The sequence below is a fragment of the Candidatus Thiodiazotropha sp. CDECU1 genome (assembly GCF_963455295.1).
GTDB lineage: Bacteria > Pseudomonadota > Gammaproteobacteria > Chromatiales > Chromatiaceae > Thiodiazotropha.
In genome coordinates this window covers 1971004-1993665 of record NZ_OY734020.1, presented here as the reverse complement: position 1 = coordinate 1993665, position 22662 = coordinate 1971004, and the positions used below count along the sequence as shown (strand labels likewise).

The 22662-nt window shown below is 52.5% G+C and carries 24 protein-coding genes; 15 read left to right on the top strand and 9 right to left on the bottom strand.

Features of this window, described 5'->3' with window-relative positions:
* Positions 1-437: 437 nt before the first annotated feature.
* The gene (locus R2K28_RS09080) at positions 438-1106 is read left to right on the top strand and encodes a response regulator transcription factor (protein WP_316369328.1); all 669 of its coding nucleotides are present in this window, start codon (positions 438-440) and stop codon (positions 1104-1106) included.
* Here R2K28_RS09080 and R2K28_RS09075 read toward each other — a convergent pair.
* From R2K28_RS09075 to R2K28_RS09045, 7 genes are all read right to left on the bottom strand, one after another.
* On the bottom strand, positions 1096-1944 hold the full coding sequence (locus R2K28_RS09075; protein WP_316369713.1) for a sensor histidine kinase: 849 nt from the start codon (positions 1942-1944) through the stop codon (positions 1096-1098). The genes R2K28_RS09080 and R2K28_RS09075 overlap by 11 nt on opposite strands.
* Positions 1945-2302: 358 nt before the next feature.
* Entirely contained in the window at positions 2303-3058 is a 756-nt protein-coding gene (gene kdsB / locus R2K28_RS09070) for a 3-deoxy-manno-octulosonate cytidylyltransferase (protein WP_316369326.1), read from the bottom strand.
* A complete protein-coding gene (locus R2K28_RS09065; RefSeq protein WP_116446033.1) occupies positions 3058-3255 on the bottom strand; it encodes a Trm112 family protein in 198 nt (65 codons plus the stop codon). The genes kdsB and R2K28_RS09065 overlap by 1 nt, the downstream gene beginning before the upstream one ends.
* Positions 3236-4231, bottom strand: coding sequence for a tetraacyldisaccharide 4'-kinase (lpxK, locus tag R2K28_RS09060; RefSeq protein ID WP_316369323.1), 996 nt, complete (start codon positions 4229-4231; stop codon positions 3236-3238). Before lpxK ends, R2K28_RS09065 begins: the two co-directional genes overlap by 20 nt.
* A gap of 13 nt (positions 4232-4244) precedes the next feature.
* A complete protein-coding gene (locus tag R2K28_RS09055) occupies positions 4245-4664 on the bottom strand; it encodes an ExbD/TolR family protein (protein ID WP_316369322.1) in 420 nt (139 codons plus the stop codon).
* The gene (locus R2K28_RS09050; RefSeq protein ID WP_116446030.1) at positions 4661-5275 is read right to left on the bottom strand and encodes a MotA/TolQ/ExbB proton channel family protein; all 615 of its coding nucleotides are present in this window, start codon (positions 5273-5275) and stop codon (positions 4661-4663) included. Before R2K28_RS09050 ends, R2K28_RS09055 begins: the two co-directional genes overlap by 4 nt.
* Positions 5276-5417: 142 nt before the next feature.
* Positions 5418-7700: a DNA internalization-related competence protein ComEC/Rec2 gene (locus R2K28_RS09045; RefSeq protein ID WP_316369320.1), complete on the bottom strand. Its 2283-nt coding sequence runs from the start codon at positions 7698-7700 to the stop codon at positions 5418-5420.
* A 151-nt stretch (positions 7701-7851) separates the two neighbouring features.
* Here R2K28_RS09045 and R2K28_RS09040 point away from each other — a divergent pair, with 151 nt between their 5' ends.
* A complete protein-coding gene (locus tag R2K28_RS09040; protein WP_316369319.1) occupies positions 7852-8400 on the top strand; it encodes a DUF2062 domain-containing protein in 549 nt (182 codons plus the stop codon).
* Between the two features lie 29 nt (positions 8401-8429).
* Here the strand turns inward: R2K28_RS09040 and lolD are convergent, their stop codons facing one another.
* Together lolD and R2K28_RS09030 are read right to left on the bottom strand one after the other, a co-directional pair.
* Positions 8430-9128, bottom strand: coding sequence for a lipoprotein-releasing ABC transporter ATP-binding protein LolD (gene lolD, locus R2K28_RS09035; protein ID WP_316369317.1), 699 nt, complete (start codon positions 9126-9128; stop codon positions 8430-8432).
* Positions 9121-10368 (bottom strand): lipoprotein-releasing ABC transporter permease subunit, encoded by a 1248-nt coding sequence (locus R2K28_RS09030; RefSeq protein WP_316369315.1) that lies wholly within the window; start codon positions 10366-10368, stop codon positions 9121-9123. The genes lolD and R2K28_RS09030 overlap by 8 nt, the downstream gene beginning before the upstream one ends.
* Before the next feature lie 273 nt (positions 10369-10641).
* Between R2K28_RS09030 and R2K28_RS09025 the strand changes: the two genes are divergently transcribed.
* From R2K28_RS09025 to fusA, 13 genes are all read left to right on the top strand, one after another.
* Positions 10642-10932, top strand: coding sequence for a hypothetical protein (locus R2K28_RS09025; protein ID WP_316369313.1), 291 nt, complete (start codon positions 10642-10644; stop codon positions 10930-10932).
* A gap of 241 nt (positions 10933-11173) precedes the next feature.
* Complete coding sequence (locus tag R2K28_RS09020; protein ID WP_316369311.1) at positions 11174-12280, top strand: anthranilate phosphoribosyltransferase; 1107 nt, start codon at positions 11174-11176, stop codon at positions 12278-12280.
* 2 nt (positions 12281-12282) lie between these two features.
* Entirely contained in the window at positions 12283-12606 is a 324-nt protein-coding gene (locus R2K28_RS09015; protein ID WP_316369309.1) for a non-heme iron oxygenase ferredoxin subunit, read from the top strand.
* A gap of 570 nt (positions 12607-13176) precedes the next feature.
* On the top strand, positions 13177-13827 hold the full coding sequence (ccmA, locus tag R2K28_RS09010) for a cytochrome c biogenesis heme-transporting ATPase CcmA (protein WP_316369307.1): 651 nt from the start codon (positions 13177-13179) through the stop codon (positions 13825-13827).
* Positions 13824-14507, top strand: coding sequence for a heme exporter protein CcmB (gene ccmB / locus R2K28_RS09005; RefSeq protein ID WP_116446023.1), 684 nt, complete (start codon positions 13824-13826; stop codon positions 14505-14507). The genes ccmA and ccmB overlap by 4 nt, the downstream gene beginning before the upstream one ends.
* A 1-nt stretch (position 14508) precedes the next feature.
* Complete coding sequence (locus R2K28_RS09000) at positions 14509-15255, top strand: heme ABC transporter permease (RefSeq protein ID WP_316369305.1); 747 nt, start codon at positions 14509-14511, stop codon at positions 15253-15255.
* Positions 15252-15419 carry a heme exporter protein CcmD gene (ccmD, locus tag R2K28_RS08995; protein WP_116446021.1) on the top strand — a complete coding sequence of 56 codons (168 nt, stop codon included), beginning with the start codon at positions 15252-15254 and terminating at the stop codon, positions 15417-15419. The genes R2K28_RS09000 and ccmD overlap by 4 nt, the downstream gene beginning before the upstream one ends.
* On the top strand, positions 15416-15877 hold the full coding sequence (gene ccmE / locus R2K28_RS08990) for a cytochrome c maturation protein CcmE (protein ID WP_316369304.1): 462 nt from the start codon (positions 15416-15418) through the stop codon (positions 15875-15877). Before ccmD ends, ccmE begins: the two co-directional genes overlap by 4 nt.
* Positions 15874-17871: a heme lyase CcmF/NrfE family subunit gene (locus tag R2K28_RS08985; RefSeq protein ID WP_316369303.1), complete on the top strand. Its 1998-nt coding sequence runs from the start codon at positions 15874-15876 to the stop codon at positions 17869-17871. Before ccmE ends, R2K28_RS08985 begins: the two co-directional genes overlap by 4 nt.
* Positions 17872-17877: 6 nt before the next feature.
* Positions 17878-18423, top strand: coding sequence for a DsbE family thiol:disulfide interchange protein (locus tag R2K28_RS08980; protein ID WP_316369301.1), 546 nt, complete (start codon positions 17878-17880; stop codon positions 18421-18423).
* Positions 18424-18427: 4 nt separating this feature from the next.
* Positions 18428-18910 (top strand): cytochrome c-type biogenesis protein, encoded by a 483-nt coding sequence (locus R2K28_RS08975; protein ID WP_316369299.1) that lies wholly within the window; start codon positions 18428-18430, stop codon positions 18908-18910.
* Positions 18907-20199, top strand: coding sequence for a c-type cytochrome biogenesis protein CcmI (gene ccmI / locus R2K28_RS08970; protein WP_316369297.1), 1293 nt, complete (start codon positions 18907-18909; stop codon positions 20197-20199). Before R2K28_RS08975 ends, ccmI begins: the two co-directional genes overlap by 4 nt.
* Before the next feature lie 259 nt (positions 20200-20458).
* Positions 20459-22495, top strand: a complete 2037-nt coding sequence (fusA, locus tag R2K28_RS08965; RefSeq protein ID WP_316369295.1) for an elongation factor G — start codon at positions 20459-20461, stop codon at positions 22493-22495.
* Positions 22496-22662 lie beyond the last annotated feature (167 nt).

Below are 22662 nucleotides of genomic sequence, written 5' to 3'. Positions count from 1 at the left end.
TTTATCCACTCAATCTCCTACCCGCACAGGAGCCGATTGAGTATTTTGTCAGGAGCAAAAACCCTACCCGGACAGGTAGGGTTTTTTAAATAGGATTTAGAGTCGCTTTCAAGAAATGTAAGTAGCTTGATTTTTTCGACAAAAATGGTTGTATCAGGTAAATAAAAAACTGCAGATGACGACCTCTAACAGCCTGCTCTTCAGGCGCAATTTTGATGTGGATTGTTGTCGACCATTCTCCAAAGTCGATACCAGGGTTTATTCAAAGCCTTTTTTATGTCATGGTGAATCTATCGAAGTTAAAAAGTTTTATGGATGAAATCATTCATTGAATGTTTGCATCATTAACAATCAGACCTAAACTTAGTTGAGATCTAAAAACTAAATACAATACGCTTTTGAATCATTTACTTTTTGGGATTGAAGACTGGTTTAAGATGACAATGAATACGGACAATAAAAGAATCATCATCGCTGAAGACCACAATATTCTGCGTGCAGGTCTCAAGGCACTGCTAACTTCCAATCCCCAGTTTGACGTGGTTGGCGAGGCCGACAATGGCCGAGACGCAATACGTCGTGTAATCGAGCTTAAACCCGACTTGGTAATTATGGACCTGAATATGCCGGGTCTGAATGGAATGGATGCGATACGGGAAATAAAAGAGCGTATGCCGGAGATCAAAACGCTGGTCCTGACAGTACATAACGAAGAAGAGTATGTTTTGGCCAGTCTGAAAGCCGGTGCCAATGGTTATGTATTGAAGGATGCTACGCAAAATGAACTAATGACCGCTGCAGAGCGGGTTCTGAACGGCAAGACTTACTTAAGCGCGGAAATCACCGAAAAGGTGGTCAACAGTTACCTCAACACAAACAATGTCAGTCAGGAGCCGGTGACGCGTTGGGATACTGTAACTCAAAGAGAGCGGCAGATTCTAAAGCTCATTGCCGAGGGCCATACCAACAAAAGCATGGCGGAATATCTCTGTATCAGTGTAAAGACAGTGGAAAAGCACCGGGCAAATCTGATGAAAAAGCTCGATTTGCACAGCGTTTCCGCACTAACGACTTATGCGCTCGATAAGGGAATTATCAACCGTTGAGAGCAATCTTTTTCACAGGAAAGTAAACAGAAATCTCGACTCCCTTATTAACGCCCGCATTCACTTGCAGGGTACCGTTTACCGACTCAGCCCTCTCACGCATGCTCATCAAGCCCATACCCAATCTATCTTTTATCTCAGCAGGATCAAAGCCTACACCATCATCTTTAACAATGACTTGGATGGCGTTGTGAACGTGCAACAGGCTAACCTTGACCTGCTTTGCTTGCGAATACTTCAATGCATTGTTTAGAGATTCCTGGACTATTCGATAGATAGCAGTCTTCAACTCTTCGTGGATATCAGATTCATTGATGCTTATATCGGTAACCACATCGAAATTGGCGCTAATCTGAGATATCTGTCGGCACTGCCAGGTTACGGCAGCAATCACTCCCAGGTCATCCAGAATGGCAGGGCGTATTGCACTGCATATGGTCCTTACTTCATTCATTGCTTGTTTGACCATGGACGAGAGTGCATGCAAAGAATCCTTGTGTTCTTCCTGCCGCACACTTTCCACAACTTGAGCATCACACCCATCCAGGCATTTTTGGATGTGCAGATTCATGCTGGTTAGCAATTGTCCCAAACCGTCGTGCAGTTCCCTTGAGATTCGCTTCTTCTCCGCCTCCTCGACACTCATCCTGTTTGTTGAAAATTTTGCGAAATCCAGGAGATCCGACAGGCCAACTATGTGCTGAGAATTGAGTAAGGGTATTCTGTCCTGGGTTGTGGAAGTCTTGGCAGTGTTGGTATTCGGTGTGATCGAAGAGACGGAGAGAGTTTGCAGCGATTGCCCCAAGTAATCGAGATATTTATCTTTTACTAAAGTCATCCACAATGCCCTTTGCTTTACTCAATTCTTTAAGCCTGCTTCGACTGAGTATTTATGAGTGATTCAAATCACAATTATTGAATTTTGTTTTGAAGACAATGCATTGATCGTGCCAAACACCTATTAATTGCATATTAAACAATTAGTTATCACGGCCATGTGATATTTCTTATAATAAATAAGGAAATTGTTCTGTAAACTATTCCGACAAAAAGGGGGGTAAATTCCTACTGCCACATAGGTTATATGCCCTATTTTAGGTACTGTGTCGAAAAAATTTACATTTCCTTACACTGACATTGATAGATTCACTTGACAGCTCATGCAGTATTTATTAGTGAATTGTGACAAATCTACCCTAGCTGAATAGTTCGGCGACTCGGGTTAGATCGTCTCGGGTATCGATACCATGGCCAGGTTCAATCAATGCCTGGCTGACATGAATTTTGTCGCCATGCCACAGGACCCTCAATTGTTCCAGCGACTCCGCTCGCTCTATGGGGGACCGATCCAGGGTGACGAACCGGGCAAGATAGCCCGATCGATAGGCGTAGAGGCCGATATGACGGGCAAATCCGATATCCCTGGGGAGGGGTGAATCGCTGTTAATAAACTCATCTCTGTGCCAGGGAATCGGTGCACGACTGAAATAGAGCGCATACCCTAGTTCGTCGGTGACAACCTTGACCAGATGAGGGTCGAACAGTTCACCCCGTTCAGTGATGCTGGCAGATAGTGTCGTCACAGCAGCTGCCTCATGGCTATCCATGTCCTTAGCCACCTGAATCAACAACTCAGCCGGCATACAAGGCTCATCACCTTGCAGATTGACGACTATTTCATCATCAGACCAGTTACGTATCGACACCACCTCGGCAATCCTATCCGATCCACTGCGATGGTGATCAGCTGTCATACAGACGTCAGCGGAAAAGTCACCACATGCATCAGCAATACGCCGGTCGTCCGTGGCAATCACAACCTCACTGGCGCCACTTTCAATCGCCCGCTCATAAACATGCTGTATCATCGGCTTACCCGCCAGCTGCAACAGGGGTTTGCCGGGTAGCCGAACCGAGGCGTAGCGTGCCGGAATGACCACCTTGAACTGCATCAATTATCGCCTTCTGGGTTAATCTCTTCGTCTGCAGCGAGTTTTCTGGCCTCCTCCTCCAACATTACCGGAATATCATCCCGGATCGGAAATGCCATCCGGTCCACGGCACAGATGAGCTCGCCAGCTTTTTTTCTGTAGGTCAGCTTCCCCTTGCATAGCGGGCAAACCAGAATATCAAGCAGTTTTCTGTCCATCTTTCAGCCTATTTATCAGTGTCATCAGTGCGTTTTCAAAACCATCATCCACCTCAGCCGTGGCAGGCACGTACCAGTGACTTGGTTGTGCGAACTGCTCGCACTTTACCGCATCTTTCTCTGTCATGAGAACCGTCTGGTTTGAAAATGGTTGTAAATCTTCGTTGGAAAAGGTGTGATGGTCGGAAAAGGGGTGTCGCTCAAGATTCAATCCAAGTCCTTCCAGCATGTTGAAAAACCGATCCGGGTGGCCAATTCCAGCAATCCCATGCACCCGATCCGGTATGAATCCGGTCAACTTTTTCGTTTCTCCCCGGCCATCCAATGCGACTGCTTCCGCGGGCTTAAGCTGCATGCCGTACTCCCCAACCCTCGCTGCCCCATTGACGATGATCAGGTCAACTTCAGCAAGTCGCCCTCTCCTTTCACGCAAGGATCCTGCCGGAAGACAGAGACCATTACCAAATCGGCGATTACCATCAATGACCGCAATCTCCACATCCCTCGCCATTGCATAGTGCTGTAAACCATCGTCGGAGATGATCAGGTCGCATTCATGATCAGCCAACAGCTGTCGCGCCGCTGTGGATCTGTCGGGCCCTGCGTAGACCGGACAGCCGGTTCGCCGCCTGAGCAGCACTGCCTCGTCGCCCACCTGCGCGGCAGTTGTCTGCTGTTCTACTTCACAGGGCCATCGATCCGATTTTCCGCCATATCCCCGGGTGACTATACCCGGCTTGAATCCCCACTGTTGCGACTTTTCGGCCAACCATATGACCAGTGGCGTCTTACCCGTCCCCCCCACGCTAATGTTGCCGACCACGATAACCGGCACGTCGAGAGTGACTACACGCAGCAGACCTAGACGAAACAACAATCGACGGATAGCGCTAACGAGGCAGAACAATCCAGTCAGGGGTAGCAATACCAGGGTCAGGCCACTCCAGCCACGCCAGGATGCCTGAATCGCGTTCAAGTGCCGGCCTTCCTCACTCGGTGACAGGACGATGGGCGGAAAATGTCATCTTCGTCAATCCCAACTGACTTGCCGCATCCATTGCCGTCATCACTGCTTGATGCGGGCTTCGAGCATCCGCATTGATGATGACGGGCAGATTCTGCCGTTCGCCAACGGCATTCCTGATCGCCTGCTTGAGGGTCTCGATTTCCGTATTCACAACTTCACGCTGGTTGACAAAAAAGGTACCGGATATGTTGATCGTGATTTCCAGCTCATCTTTTTGGTGTTCGACCTCTTCCCCCGTTGCCTCGGGGAGTTCGATCATGATCTGGCTCTCACGCTCGAAAGTCGTGGAGACCATGAAAAAAATGAGGAGTAAAAAGACCACATCGATGAGTGGTGTAATATCGACCTCAGGGGACTTGCGCGGCGACGGACGCAGGTTCATCTCAGCTCCCGCTCCCCGTGGATCACCTCGACCAGCTTAAGTGCCTGCTCTTCCATACCGATCACGAGCCGATCTATAAGACCACTGAAATAGCGGTGAAACATCAAACTCGGAATCGCCACCGAGAGACCGGCAGCGGTGGTGATCAATGCCTCTGAAATACCACCCGCCAGCACCCCTGGATCACCCACCCCGGCAGTCACGATGACACTGAATACCTTGATCATGCCTATTACGGTACCCAGCAGACCGAGCAACGGCGAGATAGAGGCAATGGTTCCAAGGGTATTGAGATAGCGTTCAAGGTCATGCACCACCTGCCGTCCTACCTCTTCAATGGCCTCTTTCATCACCTCTTTATTGTGATCCCTGTTGACCAGGCCAGCAGCCAGAATCCTCCCCAGGGGAGAACTGCTTTTCAGTTTTTCGAGATCCGCCAATTTGAGCTTGTCGTCTTTGTGCAGTTGCAGAATCTGCCTCATCAGGTATTCGGGCATGACCCGTTTCCTCTGCAGTGACCGCAACCTCTCTATGACGATCCCCAACGCGACAATGGAACATGCAATGATGGGCAGCATGAGCCATCCGCCTGACTTTACCAGTTCTAGCACCTTATATGCGTCCTATATTCTTTCATGAAGTGAAGATTTCCTGCCGCATATCATACTTGATGAGGAGTGCAATCTGAAACAGACAGTAGCAAACTTGCAACCACTTTGAACTGCAGCAGTCAGCAATGCCTCTCTCAAGCACTCAGTCGCTCCAATAGCGACTGTTGAGCTCGCGATAGAGGCGAGGCGCTAAATCTGTCTCCCCCCTGTTGATGCGAAACTGTATCGCCCCTGTTTCGGCCGTGTTCAGCAAAACTGCACCCTGTCGCTGCCAACGCTGCACCACTTCATGTTTTGGGAAACCATAGCTGTTTCTATATCCGCTCGAGACAAGTACCCAGTCAGGATCCACCGCGTTCACGAACGGCAGTGTGGAGGATGTGGCCGAACCATGGTGCGGCGCAACCACGATGTCTGACCGAAGATCCTTGACATAGCGTGCCAACAAAGACCCCTCCCCCCGGGACTCGATATCACCCGGCAGAAGTATGCGCCACTCTCCGACAGCAACCTGTACCACACATGAGCGATCGTTCGCGTGATTGAATCTTTCATGCCCACTTGGGTGCAAAATGGCGAATGAAACACCGTTCCAATGCCAGCCCTCTCCTGCCTGGCAGGCCCTTGCCTGCTGCAAGCGTTCGGGTTCTCCCGCCAGGATATCATCAACCATGACGGCTTGTTTGAGTGCACTATAGCCACCTGCGTGGTCACTATCACCATTACTCAGCACTAACCGGTCGATGGAGGTGTATCCTCTCGAGCGCAAATAAGGGATCAGCACCGAATCAGCCGTATTGAATCCGGAGCTATACGCAGGGCCTGTATCATAGACCATAAGATGATCCTTGGTTTCGATGACGCAGGCCAGACCCTGACCAACATCAAATAGGGTAAACCAAAGCTCAGCATGGGCAGGACGAGCCGGTTTCAGCAAAAACAGGGGAGCGATCAGCCATATTCCCAAGCCCCGGCCCGGTATGCCTGCAGGGAAGATGAATAGCAAAAAACCGAGAATTGCCACAATCCAAAACCAAAGCGCAGCGTCAGGCAGGGTGAAGACTGCGTAAGGGAGGGTGGAAAACCAGACCAGCAATTGATAGGTATGAAGGGTCAGCCAGCCCAGCAGGCTGAACCACCAACCTGATGCCAGCGGCAGCGTCAGCAGCGGTAGACCAAACAGCACCATGGGAACCAGAATCAGGGTAAACCAGGGCACCATAATCAAATTCACAAGCAGTGAAATCAGTGACGCCTGGCCAAAAAACAGCAACAGAACCGGGACCAGCCCGAGGGTGACAAACCACTGTATGCGGAGCATCTGCCGCCACCCTGTCCAGGATGAGATGCGCCCGTCTACGCAGAACAGTATAACGGCTACTGCACCGAATGAGAGCCAAAAACCAGCCGATAGTGTAGCTAGGGGATCCCACAAAACCACCAGAAACATAGCCAACAACAGACTTCGCCCCGGTTGAATCCGTTGTCCAAGTATAAGGCTGCCAAGGGTTGTGAGCAGCATCAGCAGTGCACGCTGGGTTGGGAGCGAAAATCCCGCCAGCGCAGCGTAGATGAGCGCCCCAAGTAACGCCATAACCGAACCTGCCTTGAGCGCTGGAACCCTAAGAGTCAGGCGCTCACTACGGCGCCAGAACCATTGGCTGACGAATAGCAACCAACCTGCAACGATGCCGATGTGGAGACCCGATATGGCCACCAGATGGTTGGTGCCGGTGACATTGAATACACGCCACTCTGCCGTGCCAAAGCCCCGTTTATCGCCAATCGCCAAGGCCTTTATCAGGGACACTGCACTAGTTTGATGCACCACATGGTCCAGTTGCCAGGCTATCACCTGGCGCAACCTGTCGACCCATGCGTGCCATGCCCGGCTTTCCAAGATCTTGTTACCATGCCACTTTCTGACATACCCCTTGGCCTGTATGCCTTGGCTGTACATCCAGCGTTCCTGGTCAGCCCCTGCCGGGTTATGTGTCCCCCTGGGCCTTTTCAGTCTTACTTTCAAACGCCAAGCATCTCCCACACGCAGCGTCTCTCCAGGGCCATACCAGCTGAGTTGCAGACGGGACAGGGCCAGCGGATTGCCTTGACTGTCTTGCAGCTGATTCACCTCCACTTGAAAGCTGGTCAATCGCCCCTGACGTTTCGGTAGGGAAGTGATGACGGCTTCCAGGAGTAAATCGGCGCCCTCGAAATCGGCAGGAAGTCTGTGCTGCAGCTGATGGGTCGCGTTCAAAAGCGACCATCCGCCACCAAGCAGAAGCGCTATCAGAGGTCGTAATCGACGCTCACGCCAGAAAAAGGAGAGTGGTATGAGTGCAACAGCCCACCAACTGGCAGGTAGAACCTGAAGTTGATGAAAAAGTGTTACACCGACCACAAAACTGATCAGAACTAAATTCATGACATTCCCTGTCGATAGTCTCTAGTGCATAGCCGGTAATTCCATTGATCCAAGTTGTACTATGCTTAAACATGCTTCAGTATTGATGCCGATTCAGGTACTTCACTTTAAGATCAGCATCAGCGGTCTGCGCAGATAATTTCAGTGACTCATGCCTAAGAGATTTATTAAAAGCCTGTTACCTCATCATGACAAGGTACGCAATCATAAACATTTGAGGGTTTTCGGCTCACTTATGCATGATGCCAATCTCTGGCATCTTAACAGGCATTCTGTCTCAGGTGCCTTTGCCGTAGGCCTGTTTATGGCCTTCATGCCTTTCCCTTTTCAAATGGTTTTCGCTGCCGCCGCAGCTATCCTGTTTCGCGTCAACCTGCCGCTATCCGTGGCCCTGGTCTGGATCACCAATCCAATCACCATTCCCCCGATGTTCTTCTTCGCCTATTGGGTCGGTACCCTGGTCACCGGCGAAACGGTCGCTTTGGAGCCATTCCAGTTCAGTTTGGATTGGCTACTGAATGGAGGTCTTAACGAGATCTGGCCCCCACTCCTCATCGGCAGCCTGATCTGTGCCACGGTCTCCTCAATCTTGGGCTATGGCTTGATTCTGTGGATCTGGCGCTGGCATGTGGTGGAGAAATGGAAGGCCCGGCGTCTCAGAAAAAAAGCCCAGCGAACGCCCACTACCCCCTCGACTTGAAATTCGGCTGCCAATCTACCCCTGCGCAGCTAGGTTTCCGGCTCGGGTATGGATAATTTTCCGTCCACCAACTGCCAGGTATGATCCATCCTTGCCGCCAGTTCAGTATCATGGGTGACCACCACAAAACTCGTACTACTCTCCCGGTTCAATCGCAACATCAGCTCGTACACCTGCTCGGCGCTTTTTCTATCCAGATTTCCTGTCGGTTCATCCGCCAATACACATGCGGGCTGATGTACCATTGCTCGCGCCAATGCAGCCCTTTGTCGCTCTCCACCGGAGAGCTCATTCGGTTTATGCTCTATCCGCGCTTCCAAACCGACCTGCTGCAGCATCGACCTGGCTGTTGCCCTGGCATTGGTTACCGATTCCCCCCCGATCAATAGGGGCATGGCTACATTTTCCAATGCCGTAAATTCAGGTAACAGGTGGTGGAACTGGTAGACAAAACCCATATGCCGGTTTCTGAGCAGCCCCTTATCCCGCTCATTCAGGCCAAGCAGATCTTTGCCATGTAACAACACCTGCCCCGAATCGGGCTGGTCCAATCCACCCAAACAGTGCAGCAGCGTACTTTTACCTGAACCCGAGGCGCCGATGATCGCCACCCGCTCACCCCGTCTGATTGCCAGGTCGACCCCCTGCAACACCTCCACATGAAGATCCCCCTGGGTGAAGGTTCTCACCAGGTTTTTCGCCGCTAGAACGATCTCATTGTCACTCATAGCGCAATGCCTCGGCGGGCTGGGTACGGGATGCCTTCCAGGCAGGGTAGAGTGTTGCAGCGAGGGTAATGATGAAAGCGATAATTCCGATAAACAAAACATCGGAAAGCTGTGGTTCAGAAGGCAGCTTGGTGATGTAGTAGATACTGGGATCGAGAAAATCGATTTCGAAAGCGGATTCAATCCAGCTGACGATCTCCTCCACATTGATCGCCAGCAATACCCCACCGATCATACCGAGTATATTACCGACGATACCGATGGTTGCGCCCTGCACCATGAAGATACCCATGATGGACCCGGGCGATGCCCCCAGGGTGCGTAGAATAGCGATATCGGACTGTTTATCGGTCACCACCATCACCATGGTGGAGACGATGTTGAAGGCGGCAACAGCCACGATCAGGGAGAGAATGATGCTCATCATGCGTTTTTCCGTCTGTAACGCGGCAAAAAAGTTGCGATGCTGCATGGTCCAGTCACTTATCCGGTAGTAACCACCCATCTTCAGCGCCAGCTCTCTCGATACCTGAGGCGCCAAATAGAGATCATCCAGTTTCAGGCGTATCCCGGTCGCACCGGACTCGAGACGCATCAGTTTGGCCGCATCCTGCATGTGCATGATGGCGACACCCCTGTCGTACTCCCCCATACCCACCTGAAAGATCGCTGCCACGGTAAACCGCTTCAGCCGTGGCATGATACCGGCAGGTGTGACATTCACCTGAGGGGTCACCAGGGTGACGCGATCCCCGACCCCAACACCCAGCACCAGGGCCAATTCGCGGCCGAGAATCAGGCCGTACTCACCTGGCTGCAGGGCATCGATAGAGCCATGGGTGATGGCTGAAATAACCTCTGACACCTTGCCTTCCTGGGCCGGCAATATACCCCGCAATAACACCCCGCTGACCTTTTGTCCGCTGATCAGCATACCCTGTCCCTCCACATAGGGGGCCTCGCCAATCACATGCGGGAATGTTGCAGCCTCGGCCTGTACCTCGACCCAATCCTTCAACTCACCATTAACGCCTGAAATTGTGGCGTGGGATGTCATACCGAGAATTCGTTCACGGACTTCCTTGTGAAACCCGTTCATAACTGATAGGACAACAATCAATGCCACCACACCCAGCATGATGCCTAGCATCGAGATTAGGGATATGAAGGAGATAAAATGGTTACGCCGCTTGGCGCGTGTATAGCGCAGGCCGATATAAAATTCGATCGGTTTGAACATAGTTGGCCAATAAACCTGTTTTCTAGTCGCACCCAAATCCGTAGGTGTTTTTGCTGGCTGGGTGTCAGTGATCCAATCGGATAGCCTAACAAAAATAGGCACGAATAGGGGTTACAATTTTCCGCCTATCATGAATTCATCCTACACAGCATTGCATCGACCACCGCGCAGCTTGATATCAAGCTGGTATGATGAAAGAAAAACTTATTATTTTCTATACTTAGATAAGAGTGCTATATTCCTTCCTGAAGAGACAAATTCGGAGTTGCTCAGATGATTTTTCGTATTACAACCCTGTCTGCCGCATTTATCTGCCTGCTCGCACTACCGGTTTCAGCCGATGTGCTGCTGATCGATTCAATCAATACAGCACCTATAAATAGTGAAGAGGGCATCCCACGCCCCACTCGCAGCATGTCGATGGATCAGGTCAGCCAGCGTTATGGCCAACCAGTGACCGCACACCCCAGCGTGGGTGAGCCACCCATCACCCGTTGGGACTACGGCGGCTATTCCGTCTTCTTTGAATATGACTTGGTCCTGACATCGGTGCTGCACCGCTAAAGATCGTTATCTCAATCCTACCCTTTCCATGGTGCGGCAAGCCGCACCCTACGCTTTGAACGACCGTAGGGTGGGGCCTGCCGCACCGATACTATCCAGCTGACCTGCCCTGTTACATAGTATTTTGGGCACCCATGAGGGGCTCTTGCTGTTTACCTTCCCAGTAACCAGGCTATTCTTGACAAATTTACTCAGTTATTTATACTGCCCACCAATATGTTACTCAATCAGGTAGTATTTCATGACTGAGACCATGACCTCTCAAGAGCTGATGCATTCGATCATTCAGCGTATAGCCACCGGCCCGGAGTTGAGCAAGGATATCTCCCTGGAGGAGACAAGCCAGGGTATGGCGGCCATCCTTAGGGGGGAGATCGATGAGGTTCAGGCGGCAATATTCCTCATCGCGCTGCGCATGAAACGGGAGACCGACGACGAGAATAAGGGCGCCCTGGATGCGATCCTGAATATCTCCCAAAGTCGTCAAGCCCAGGTTGATCAGTTGATCTCCCTGGCTGATCCCTATGATGGTGTCAATCGCAACCTTCCCGTCGCCCCTTTCATCCCTGCGGTGTTGGCCGCCTGCGGCCTGCCCTGCGTAAGTCATGGCCTGGATGCCGTCGGTCCTAAATATGGTGTTACTCACCGCCATGTGCTGCAAGCAGCAGGGATCGATGTGGATCTTGACCTGGATAGGGCCGCCTCTCGACTTGAGGATCCCGCCTTGGGATGGGCCTATGTGGATCAACGTACATTCTGTCCCGGCCTGCACGACCTGACCGGATTGAGACAAAAGATCATCAAACGCCAGGTCCTGACCACTGTGGAAGTATTGGCAAAACCCCTTACCGCCAGAAAAAAGACTCATTTGGTAACCGGTTATGTGCATAAACCCTACCCGGCGAAATATGCGTCACTGGCCCGTTTCGCCGGATTTGAGGGCTGTTTACTGGTGCGTGGTATAGAAGGCGGGGTTATCCCATCCCTCAGACAACAGGGGTTGATCTATCGCTATGATGACTTGGGAGCGGAACAACCTGTAGAGATCGCGCCAGAGAGCCTCGGCATACAACAGACCTTCAGGGCCGTCCCCCTACCGGAAGCGGATGTGGGCGGAAAGGATGTTGACGAAATCGCCCGCATCAAAGATGTCAGAGATGCAGCCACCGCAGCCGCCGATATTGGCATGCGCGCGCTTCAAGGGGAACAAGGCCCGGCCTATGATGCCCTGGTCTACAGTTGCGCATTGATCCTATGGCATGCCGGGGGTAGCAACACCATGGAATCGGCTGCAGACCAGGTTCGCCAGGTTCTCGACTCCGATCTTGCTCAGCAGCGAATCAGGTAGCGATGATGGCAGATGGGTGGTTGGAAGTTGCACACCGTGATGAGCTGCAGCCTGGAATGATGAAACGTGTCGATATTGCAGGCCAACGTTATCTGCTTGCGAATGCCGGTGGTCAAATCTATGCCGTGGATGATCTGTGTAGCCATGAAGAGGTCTCCCTCTACCTGGGTTGTATCGATGGGGATACCATTAAATGCTCCCTGCACGGCAGTCGTTTCAGCCTGAAAAACGGTGAGCCTCTGGACCCACCGGCAACAGAGCCAATTAAGACATATCCAATAAAGATCAGTTCTGACCATATCTATTTAATGAAAAAAACCGCCTGACAGAAGATGTTTAGGTGACCTAGATCAAAATTCTCTTCATTCCCAGACTAGCGCACCTAGGGTATTTACTATATATTTGCCCTCTAATGAAAACTGCCCCAAGGGCACCATAATTTCACCACCAAGTAATTTCCGGGGGGATATGTCCGGTGAAATACCTGTTCGTATTGGCTATCGCTTTCTGTTTGACCCTTGCGTGGCAAACATCCAATATCGCTAAGCGCACCCCCAATCTGCAAAGTTTTGAGCAGGAACAGGTTATTATCAAAACACCGCAAGCCACATAATCATAAGTCTGCCTCTCGCCAACCCTTAAGCTCAGCTTAAGAAACAATATAAATATCCTTCCATCATCCAATTTCGTGACAGAATACTGATTGCACCCGGGAATCAGTTCGCTGAATCAGCATCAAACTTAGTGTCTAATGGTGATTAATGGGAAATTATTCCCAATTATTGTGTGGGCATTGTTAGCTTCACCCACAGGACTCGATTTTTTGTTGAGGCACTGGAGGGAGTTCGGTTAAGGTTGTGCCCTTTTTTATAGAATGACAAAACGACAATAAACTTGTGACAACTACATCCACATCCTCTTCCGACACCTACCAAGCGTGTTCGCTACTCTGTATTCGGGACGACCGGGTGCTGTTCGAGGAGCTGAGCTTCAGCATCAATCCAGGTCAGGCACTGGTATTGGAGGGTCGTAACGGCAGTGGCAAGACCTCACTGCTGCGTATCCTGTGCGGGATTCGCCTCCCGGAATCGGGAGAACTGTTGTGGGAAGGGAAGGATATTTTCCGTTTGGGGCCTGAATTTCACGAGCACATCGCCTATCTGGGTCACAAAGATGGCTCCAAACTCGACCTGACCCCTTTGGAGAATCTTCGCATCGCCCGCGGGCTCGGTAAGGCCCAGGCGGGGATCGGTCTTGAAGAGGCCTTGGATCAGGTCGGACTCTATGGATTCGAAGACATACCCACACGCAATCTCTCCGCCGGCCAGCAACGGCGCCTGGCGATTGCAAGACTGTTGGTCACCGACGCAAAACTGTGGATACTGGATGAACCCTTTACTTCCCTCGACCGGAAAGGCATAGAACATATGGAACGCCTCTTCGAAGGACATCTCAAGCGGGGAGGCATGGCAGCCATGACCACCCATCACCGGATTGGATTCCGGGATGATATACAACTAATACGTATCAATCTGTCCGAACGATGAGCACACTCTCACTTTCAAGCGCCTTTAGCCTGCTCCTGAAAAGGGATCTGGTGCTGGCCTATCGTCGCCGCGCGGAACTGGTCAATCCAATGTTGTTCTTTGTCCTGGTCACGGCCATGTTTCCATTGGGTATTGGCAATGACGCCAAGCTGATTGAAGCTGTCGGGCCTGGTGTGATCTGGGTGGCGGCCCTGCTCGCCGCCCTGCTCTCTCTGGATAGTATGTTCCGCTCCGACTACGATGACGGCTCATTGGAACAGTTCATGATGAGCGCCCACCCGGTCTCTGTTCTGGTACTGGCAAAGATACTGGCCCATTGGCTGGTAACCGGCCTGCCGCTTTTTATCGTTGCACCCTTGCTGGCGGTGTTACTGAATATCCCGGGTTCTGCGATTCCCACCCTGATGCTGACCTTATTATTAGGCACCCCGGTACTGAGTCTGATCGGTTCCGTCGGTGTGGCCCTGACAGTAGGTCTGCGCCGGGGCGGTGTGATACTTTCACTCCTGGTCCTGCCCCTCTATGTACCGGTGTTGATCTTTGCCACAGATGCTGTCAAAACTGCTATTGTCGGCATACCGACAACAGCGCAATTGTCCATATTATCCGCCATGCTGGTGGGTTCCCTGGTATTGGCCCCAATGGCTACTGCCGCTTCATTGAGAATCAGTCTGAGTTGATATGATCATTCGTTTCTTTCATCAAATGGGTTCCCCGCGCTACTTCTATAATGTGGCCGGGAAATTAATCCCCTGGTTCATGGTCAGCTTCCTGCTCACCCTGATATGGGGTCTCTACAATGGCCTGTTCGTCGCCCCGCCAGACTATCAACAGGGAGAGAGCTACCGCATCATGTATATCCATGTGCCGGCCGCATGGATGTCCATGTTTATCTATGTGGTGATGGCGGTTTCCGGTCTGATAAGCCTGGTATGGCGCATAAAGATGACGGAGATCGTCGTGATCAGCAGTGCCACCGTGGGGGCCTCGTTCACATTCCTGGCCCTTGCCACCGGCTCTCTTTGGGGCAAACCGATGTGGGGCACCTGGTGGGTCTGGGATGCACGACTGACCTCCGAACTGCTGCTGCTGTTTCTCTACCTGGGGATTATCGCCCTGCACAGCGCCATCGAAGACAAACGGGTCGCTGCCCGGGCTGTCTCGATCCTGGCCCTGGTGGGGGTTGTCAACATCCCCATCATTCACTATTCGGTGGAGTGGTGGAACACCCTGCATCAACCCGCATCGATCACAAAATTCGACAAACCTTCAATGGATATGAGTATGCTGATTCCGCTGCTAACCATGGCCATATCATTTAAACTTTACTATGGTGCTGTGGTCTTAATGCGCGCGCGGGCGGAAATCGTGGAGCGTGAACGCAATTCACGCTGGGTGCAGGAAATGGTCGAACAGGAGGCGAAATGAGCGACTTCTTCGCCATGGGAGGGTATGCGGTCTATGTTTGGCCCTCCTTTCTACTTGCGCTGATTATCCTTGTCGCCAATGTTGTTGCTCCAATGCAACATCGCAAGAGAGTCATAAAAGATATCGCCCGAAAACTACGTCGGGCCAGGAAAGAACAGAGATGAATCCCATACGCAAAAAACGACTGACCCTGATCGGCCTGATGATTGCCGGTATAGGTGTGGCCACCTGGTTGGCCCTGAATGCCTTCGACGAGAATCTGATGTTCTTCTTCTCACCATCCGAAGTGGCTGAGGGAAAGGCACCGACCGCCCATCCGTTCCGCATCGGCGGCCTGGTGGAGGTCGACAGTGTCAAACGCAAACCGGATGGCCTGACTACGGCGTTCTCAGTCACCGATAACGCCGAGGCGGTGACGGTGGAGTACACGGGCATCCTCCCCGATCTGTTCCGCGAGGGTCAGGGGATCGTCGCCATGGGACAGCTGAACGAATCGGGCATCTTCATCGCCAGCGAGGTACTCGCCAAGCATGATGAAAACTACATGCCGCCCGAGGTTGCAGCTTCACTGAAGACCGCCCATGACGACGGCGTCAATAACATGCAGTCGAGAGTCCAATGATTCCCGAACTCGGCCACTTCGCGCTCATTCTCGCCCTCTGCCTGGCGATCACCCAGGCGGTTGTGCCCCTGATCGGATCCTATACCCGTACTGTTTCGTGGATGGCGGCGTCGCGCTCCCTCGCCTGGGGACAGTTCGTGTTTTTGGCCGTCTCCCTGATCATTCTCACCAATGCCTTTTTGAGCAACGATTTCTCGGTGATCTATGTAGCCCAGCATGGCAATACCAAACTACCTGATATCTACAAGATTTCCGCGGTTTGGGGCGCCCATGAAGGCTCACTGCTGCTTTGGGCCTTTCTCCTCGCATGCTGGAGTGTGGCGATCGCTATTTTCAGTCGCAACCTGCCCCTGGAGATGGTATCCCGGGTGCTCTCCGTAATGGGTATGATCAGCATCGGCTTCATGCTCTTCATGCTGCTGACCTCAAACCCGTTTGACAGAACCTTCCCAGCCCCTGTCGAGGGTCGCGAGTTGAATCCCATGCTGCAGGATCCGGGCCTGGCGATCCATCCCCCCATGCTCTACATGGGCTATGTGGGATTTTCGGTGGCCTTCGCCTTTGCCATCGCCGCCCTCATGGGGGGACGCCTGGATGCCTCCTGGGCGCGATGGTCCCGTCCCTGGACAACCATTGCCTGGGTCTTCCTCACCCTGGGCATCGCCCTGGGAAGCTGGTGGGCCTACTACGAGCTGGGCTGGGGTGGCTGGTGGTTCTGGGATCCGGTGGAAAACGCCTCCTTTATGCCCTGGTTGATTGGTACCGCACTGATCCACTCCCTGGCGGTCACCGAAAAGCGGGGCGCCTTCAAGAGCTGGACCGTGCTGCTTGCCATTTCGGCCTTCTCCCTGAGTCTGTTGGGCACCTTCCTGGTGCGTTCCGGGGTGCTAACCTCGGTCCACTCCTTTGCCTCCGATCCGGCACGGGGTATTTTCATCCTGATATTCCTGCTGATTGTGATTGGCGGATCACTGCTGCTATACACCTGGCGTGCCCCCTATATATCCGGGGGCGGACGCTTCGATCTGGTATCCAGGGAGACCTTCCTGTTGGGCAATAACCTATTGCTCGCCGTGTTTGCAGCCCTGGTGCTCATCGGAACCCTGGCGCCACTCATCTACGACGCACTCGATCTGGGGAAGATATCCGTGGGCTTCCCCTGGTTCAACAAGATGTTCCTGCTGACCACCCCCTTCCTCGCCCTGCTCATGGGTATGGGGACCCTGGCACGTTGGAAACATGCGGAACCCACTTTGTTGGTCAAGCAATTGCGAGTCGCGTTCATCGTCAGCCTGCTGTTCGGGCTGTTGAGCTTGCTGCCCATGTTCTCCGGCGGAAACTGGTTGGTCGGGCTCGGTATGGGATTGGCGATGTGGATCACCACCTCCCACGTGGTCAACCTACGCGATCGGCTCAAGCACAAACAGGGATTCTCCGGCTTCTGGGTAGACCTGAAAAGCGGCGGACGCAGCTATTACGGTATGGTTCTCGCCCATCTGGGCGTAGCGATGTTCATCGTTGGCGTTACCATGGTCAGCAACTACGGCATCGAATCCGATGTGCGTATGAGCCCCGGTGATGTAAGTGATATCGCCGGCTACAGCTTTAAGTTCGAAGGTGTGAATCGCACACCAGGACCAAACTACAATGCCCATCGCGGGCGTTTCCATGTCTCCAAGGATGGCCAACAGCTGACCACCCTGGAGCCGGAAAAGCGCACCTATTTCGTGCAGACCAAACCGATGACAGAGGCGGCGATCGATTGGGGCATAACCCGCGACCTCTATGTATCCCTGGGCGAACCCCTGGGTGGTGGCGATTGGAGTCTGCGTCTCTACTATAAACCCTATGTCCGCTGGATATGGCTGGGTGGACTGCTGATGGGCCTGGGAGGCATTCTTGCGGTCACCGATCGGCGCTATCGTACCGCCAGGGTGAAGGCCGCGCAGCAGGTCAATAGTGCCAATGCCGCACCGGCTGCGTCAGGGAGTTAACCACCAATGAATCGTTATCTTCGCTACTCCGTTCCTCTGCTGATATTCGTCCTGATAGCGTCATTCCTCGCCTGGGGTCTCAAGCGGGACTACGACCCCAGGCATATCCCCTCACCACTGGTGGGTAAGTCGATTCCGGAATTTTTGCTTCCAACCGTGGAGAGCCCCGATACCATGGTGAAATCGAGTGATCTCCAGGGTAAGGTCTATCTCCTCAACGTGTGGGCGACCTGGTGTGTCTCCTGCCGTGCCGAGCACGAAACCCTGGTCCGTCTCTCCCGCTCGGGTAAAATTGATATCATCGGCCTCAACTGGAAAGACGAAAGGGATAAGGCCCAGGTCTGGTTGCGCCAGCTTGGAGATCCCTACAGTGTGAATATATTCGATAAGAAGGGACGCACCGCCATCGACCTGGGGGTGTATGGGGCGCCGGAGACCTTTTTGGTGGACAGCAAGGGTATTATTCATTACAAACATGCAGGCCCGCTGACCATGCAGCTGTTCAATGAGACACTCCTGCCCATGATTGAAGATTTAAAGCGAAAAGGATAAGTACGTGCGAGTGTTTGTATTGACTCTGTTTCTGTTTCTGACTCTCTCTCCCGCAACTCAAGCCACGACCCTGGCGGATTACAGCTTCGATGAGCCGGACAAAGCCGAGGATTTCCGTGCCATCATCGAGGAGATGCGATGCCTGGTATGCCAGAATGAGTCCTTGGCCGGATCCAATGCCGAACTCGCTGTCGACCTGCGAAATGAAATATACGAGATGATGAAGAGTGGTAAGGAGAAGCAGGATATTATCAACTTCATGGTTGCCCGCTACGGGGATTTCGTGCTCTACAGTCCACCTCTCAAACCCACAACCTATCCGATTTGGTTTGGTCCCCTGATCGTATTCCTGGTGGGTGGAGTCGTGCTTTTCCGCATTCTGAAACGTAAAAGCGTTACCCGGGAAACAGAGCTTTCCGTGGAAGAGGAACAACGACTCAATCGCTTGTTAAAACAGTCGACCGACAAAAGAGACGCTGATCAATGACCCTATTCTGGATAATTATCGCCGGGTTCACGCTCCTGGCAATGGGATTTGTCGCATTGCCATTGATGCGTAAACAGGTTGCCAGCGGCATCACATCCGATGAACTCAATCTGGCCGTGTTCAAGCAGCAGCTGGCTGAATTGGATAGTGATCTGGCAGCAGGCATGCTCGACCAGGCCCGTTATGACGCGGCACGCAAGGATCTTGAAAAAGAGCTGCTCTCAGATGTTTCCGAAGAGGCGCAACAGAGTGATAGCAAAAGCTCTGGCCAGGTCATGGCACTATCCGCACTGGCGATACCCCTGGCGGCCCTGGTGATATACCTATTCATCGGTTCCCCCGAGATCATTCAACGCCTGGCCAGTCAGCCAGCAGGCATGCCCACGGCATCCACTCAATCCCCACCTCAGGGCGATTCAATGCAGAATCTGCCGCCGATGGAAGAACTGGTCAAGCGACTTGCCACGAAATTGCAGGAGCAGCCCGACAACCAGGAGGGCTGGGTCATGCTGGGGCGCAGCTACATGGCGATGAACGATGCATCAGCCGCTATCAATGCGTTTGAACGCGCCATGCAGATCAGTGATGAGAATATCGGTCTACTCCTGGCGTACGCCGAAGCCATTGCATCCAATACCGGAAATGACTTTACCGGACGGGCTGCGCCGATGGTGGAAAAGGCGTTCCAGTTGGAACCGGAGAATCCCAATGTGCTATGGATAGCCGGTATACTCGCCTACCAACGTGCCGATTTCCAGGGCGCCCTCGACCGCTGGTCCGCACTGCGGGAGATGTTGAAACCCCAGAGTGCTGAACTCGAATCCGTCAACAGTGCCCTGGATGACGTCCGCTCACAATTGGGACTCCCTGCTGAGGAACCGGCGCTGCCCAGCATCGCTCAGGCCAAAAAACCGGCGCCAGTGAAGGACCCTGCCGCTGCTGGCAAGTCGGTCAAAGTCGAGATTTCACTCTCCCCGGAAATGCGCGATAAGGCAAAACCCGATGACCTGCTGTTCATCTATGCAAAGGCTATGAGTGGCCCCCCCATGCCGTTGGCGGCGGTACGCAAAAGGGTCAGCGACCTGCCCCTTTCCATCAGCCTGGATGACAGCATGGCGATGATGCCACAGATGAAACTCTCCAAATTCTCGGAAGTCTCCGTGGGTGCACGCATATCCCTGTCGGGTAATCCCACCGCACAGAGTGGCGATCTCGAGGGTGAAATCAGCGCTGTCAGCCCGGGCCAGGCGGAAATCGTAAAGGTCGTGATAAATTCGGTTCACCCGTGACCAGAATCAGCTGAGCAAAAAATACCTGCTACAGACTACCCGTTCGAACTGGTGGATAACGGATCAGGATCGATGCCTATCGGCTCGAGCCAGCAGTGGCAAGTGATGAGGTTTTTCTTACATTTTCCTGTTCAAGCTCAACAACTCCGGGATTCTGGTTGATATACTGGCCTAACCAGAAGAAAACTAATATCCTTTCGCGGGTATCTTCCATCAATCGTCTCGGATAGACCCGCGTATTCCGCTGATAGGAGTCAATATGGCCAGTTATTCGACCCACGACATTCGTAATATCGCCCTGGTAGGGCATGCAGGCGCTGGCAAGACCAGTCTGATCGAATCGTTACTGCATAAAAGCAGATCCATTCCCAGTGCTGGCAGCATAGCACGAGGCGACACTGTCTGTGATTACGAAGAGATGGAGAAAGAATTTCAGCACTCTCTCGACATCGCCGTCGTCCATCTCAGCCATGAGGAGAAACAGGTCAACATCATCGACACCCCGGGATACGCTGACTTTCTAGGCCGGGGCATCAGTATCCTTCCAGCGGTCGAGACAGCGGCCGTGGTGGTCAACGCCAGCACGGGTATCGAATCCATCACGATCCAGATGATGGAAGCGGCAAAGCGCAGAAATCTGTGCCGATTCATCATCGTCAATAAGATCGATGCAGATGGGGTCGACTACCAAGAGTTGATGAATAGCCTGCAAGAGACCTTCGGCAAAGAGTGTCTTCCCATCAACCTGCCCGCTGATAACGGGCAAAGGGTCATTGACTGCTTTTTTCAGCCAGGCGGTGATGCAACCGATTTCTCCTCCATATCCCAGGCCCACGACAATATGATCGATCAGGTGGTTGAGGTTGACGAGGAGTTGATGGAACTCTATCTGGAGCAGGGCGAGGCACTGCAACCGGATCAACTTCACGACCCCTTCGAAAAAGCCTTGCGTGAGGGACATCTGATACCTGTCTGCTTCACCTCTGTTGAAAATGGTGCCGGAATCGATGAACTCCTGACCCTGTTTGCACGCCTGATGCCCGACCCGACCGAAGGTAACCCTCCCCCGTTCATGAAAGGCGAAGGTGCGGATTTGCAGCCGGTCGAGGTCTCACCTGATCCTGACAAACATGTTATCGGGCATGTTTTCAAGGTCCTCAATGATCCCTATCGGGGCAAATTGGGGATCTTTCGCGTACACCAGGGAACCCTGGAAACCAATGCTCAACTCTATATCGGTGATGCGCGCAAACCCTTCAAGGTCAATCATCTGTTCAGGTTGCAGGGAAAAGAGCAGGACGAGATGCGTCAGGCCGTTCCCGGGGACATTTGTGCAGTGGCAAGGGTCGAAGATATCCACTTCGATGCCGTGCTGCATGACTCCCATGATGAGGATCACCATCATCTGCGCTCCATCGAGTGTCCACTACCTCTGTTTGGCCTTGCCATCACCACCACCAAACGGGGTGACGAACAGAAACTGAGCGATGCCCTGCACAAGCTGGAAGATGAAGATCCCTGTTTTCATGTCGAACACAATGTCAGTATGAACGAAACCGTGATGCGCGGTCTCGGTGAGATGCATCTTGAAGTGTTGCTGCAGCAAATCAAGAATAAATACGGTGTCGAGGTAGAGACACATCCCCCCAGCATCGCCTATCGCGAGACCATTACCCGCAAAGCCGAGGCAGACTATCGGCACAAAAAGCAGACCGGCGGCGCCGGTCAGTTCGGTGAGGTACATCTGCGCATAGAGCCCCTGGCCCGCGGCGAGGGTTTCGAGTTTGTCAACAAGATCGTCGGTGGTGCGATCCCGGGTCAATTCATCCCCGCTGTCGAAAAGGGTGTGAAACAGGCCATGGAGGAAGGTGCAATCGGCGGTTTTGCGATGCAGGATGTTCGCGTGGTTCTCTATGATGGAAAATACCATGCGGTCGACTCGAAAGAGATCGCCTTTGTCACTGCCGGCAAAAAGGCCTTTCTGGAGGCGGTTGCAAAGGCAGGACCGGTGATATTGGAGCCGATCGTCAACATCTCCATCACTACACCTGACAACTTCATGGGCGACTTGACCGGCGACCTGGCAGGCCGACGGGGACAAATCAGCGGCACCGAATCGGGTCGCAACAATACATTGATCATTAAGGGTCAGGCACCCCTGTCTGAATTGGAGGGGTATGCCACCCATATGAAAGCAATCACCGGTGGCGAAGGTAACTACACCATTGAGTTCAGCCACTACGAGGCAGTGCCCGCCAATGTCCAACAACAACTCAAATCAGCCAATCAAGGATAATAAATTTGATTGATAATTTTTTAATCAATTCCAGAGATAATAATACCCACTTATAGGTAGTCTTTTACGACATAGTAGGTAGACAAAAACCGCCCTGTTCAATTACAAAAACAGGGCGGTTTTTTTGCTTTTCGATTCTGACGAAAAAACTTAAAAACGATAATTAT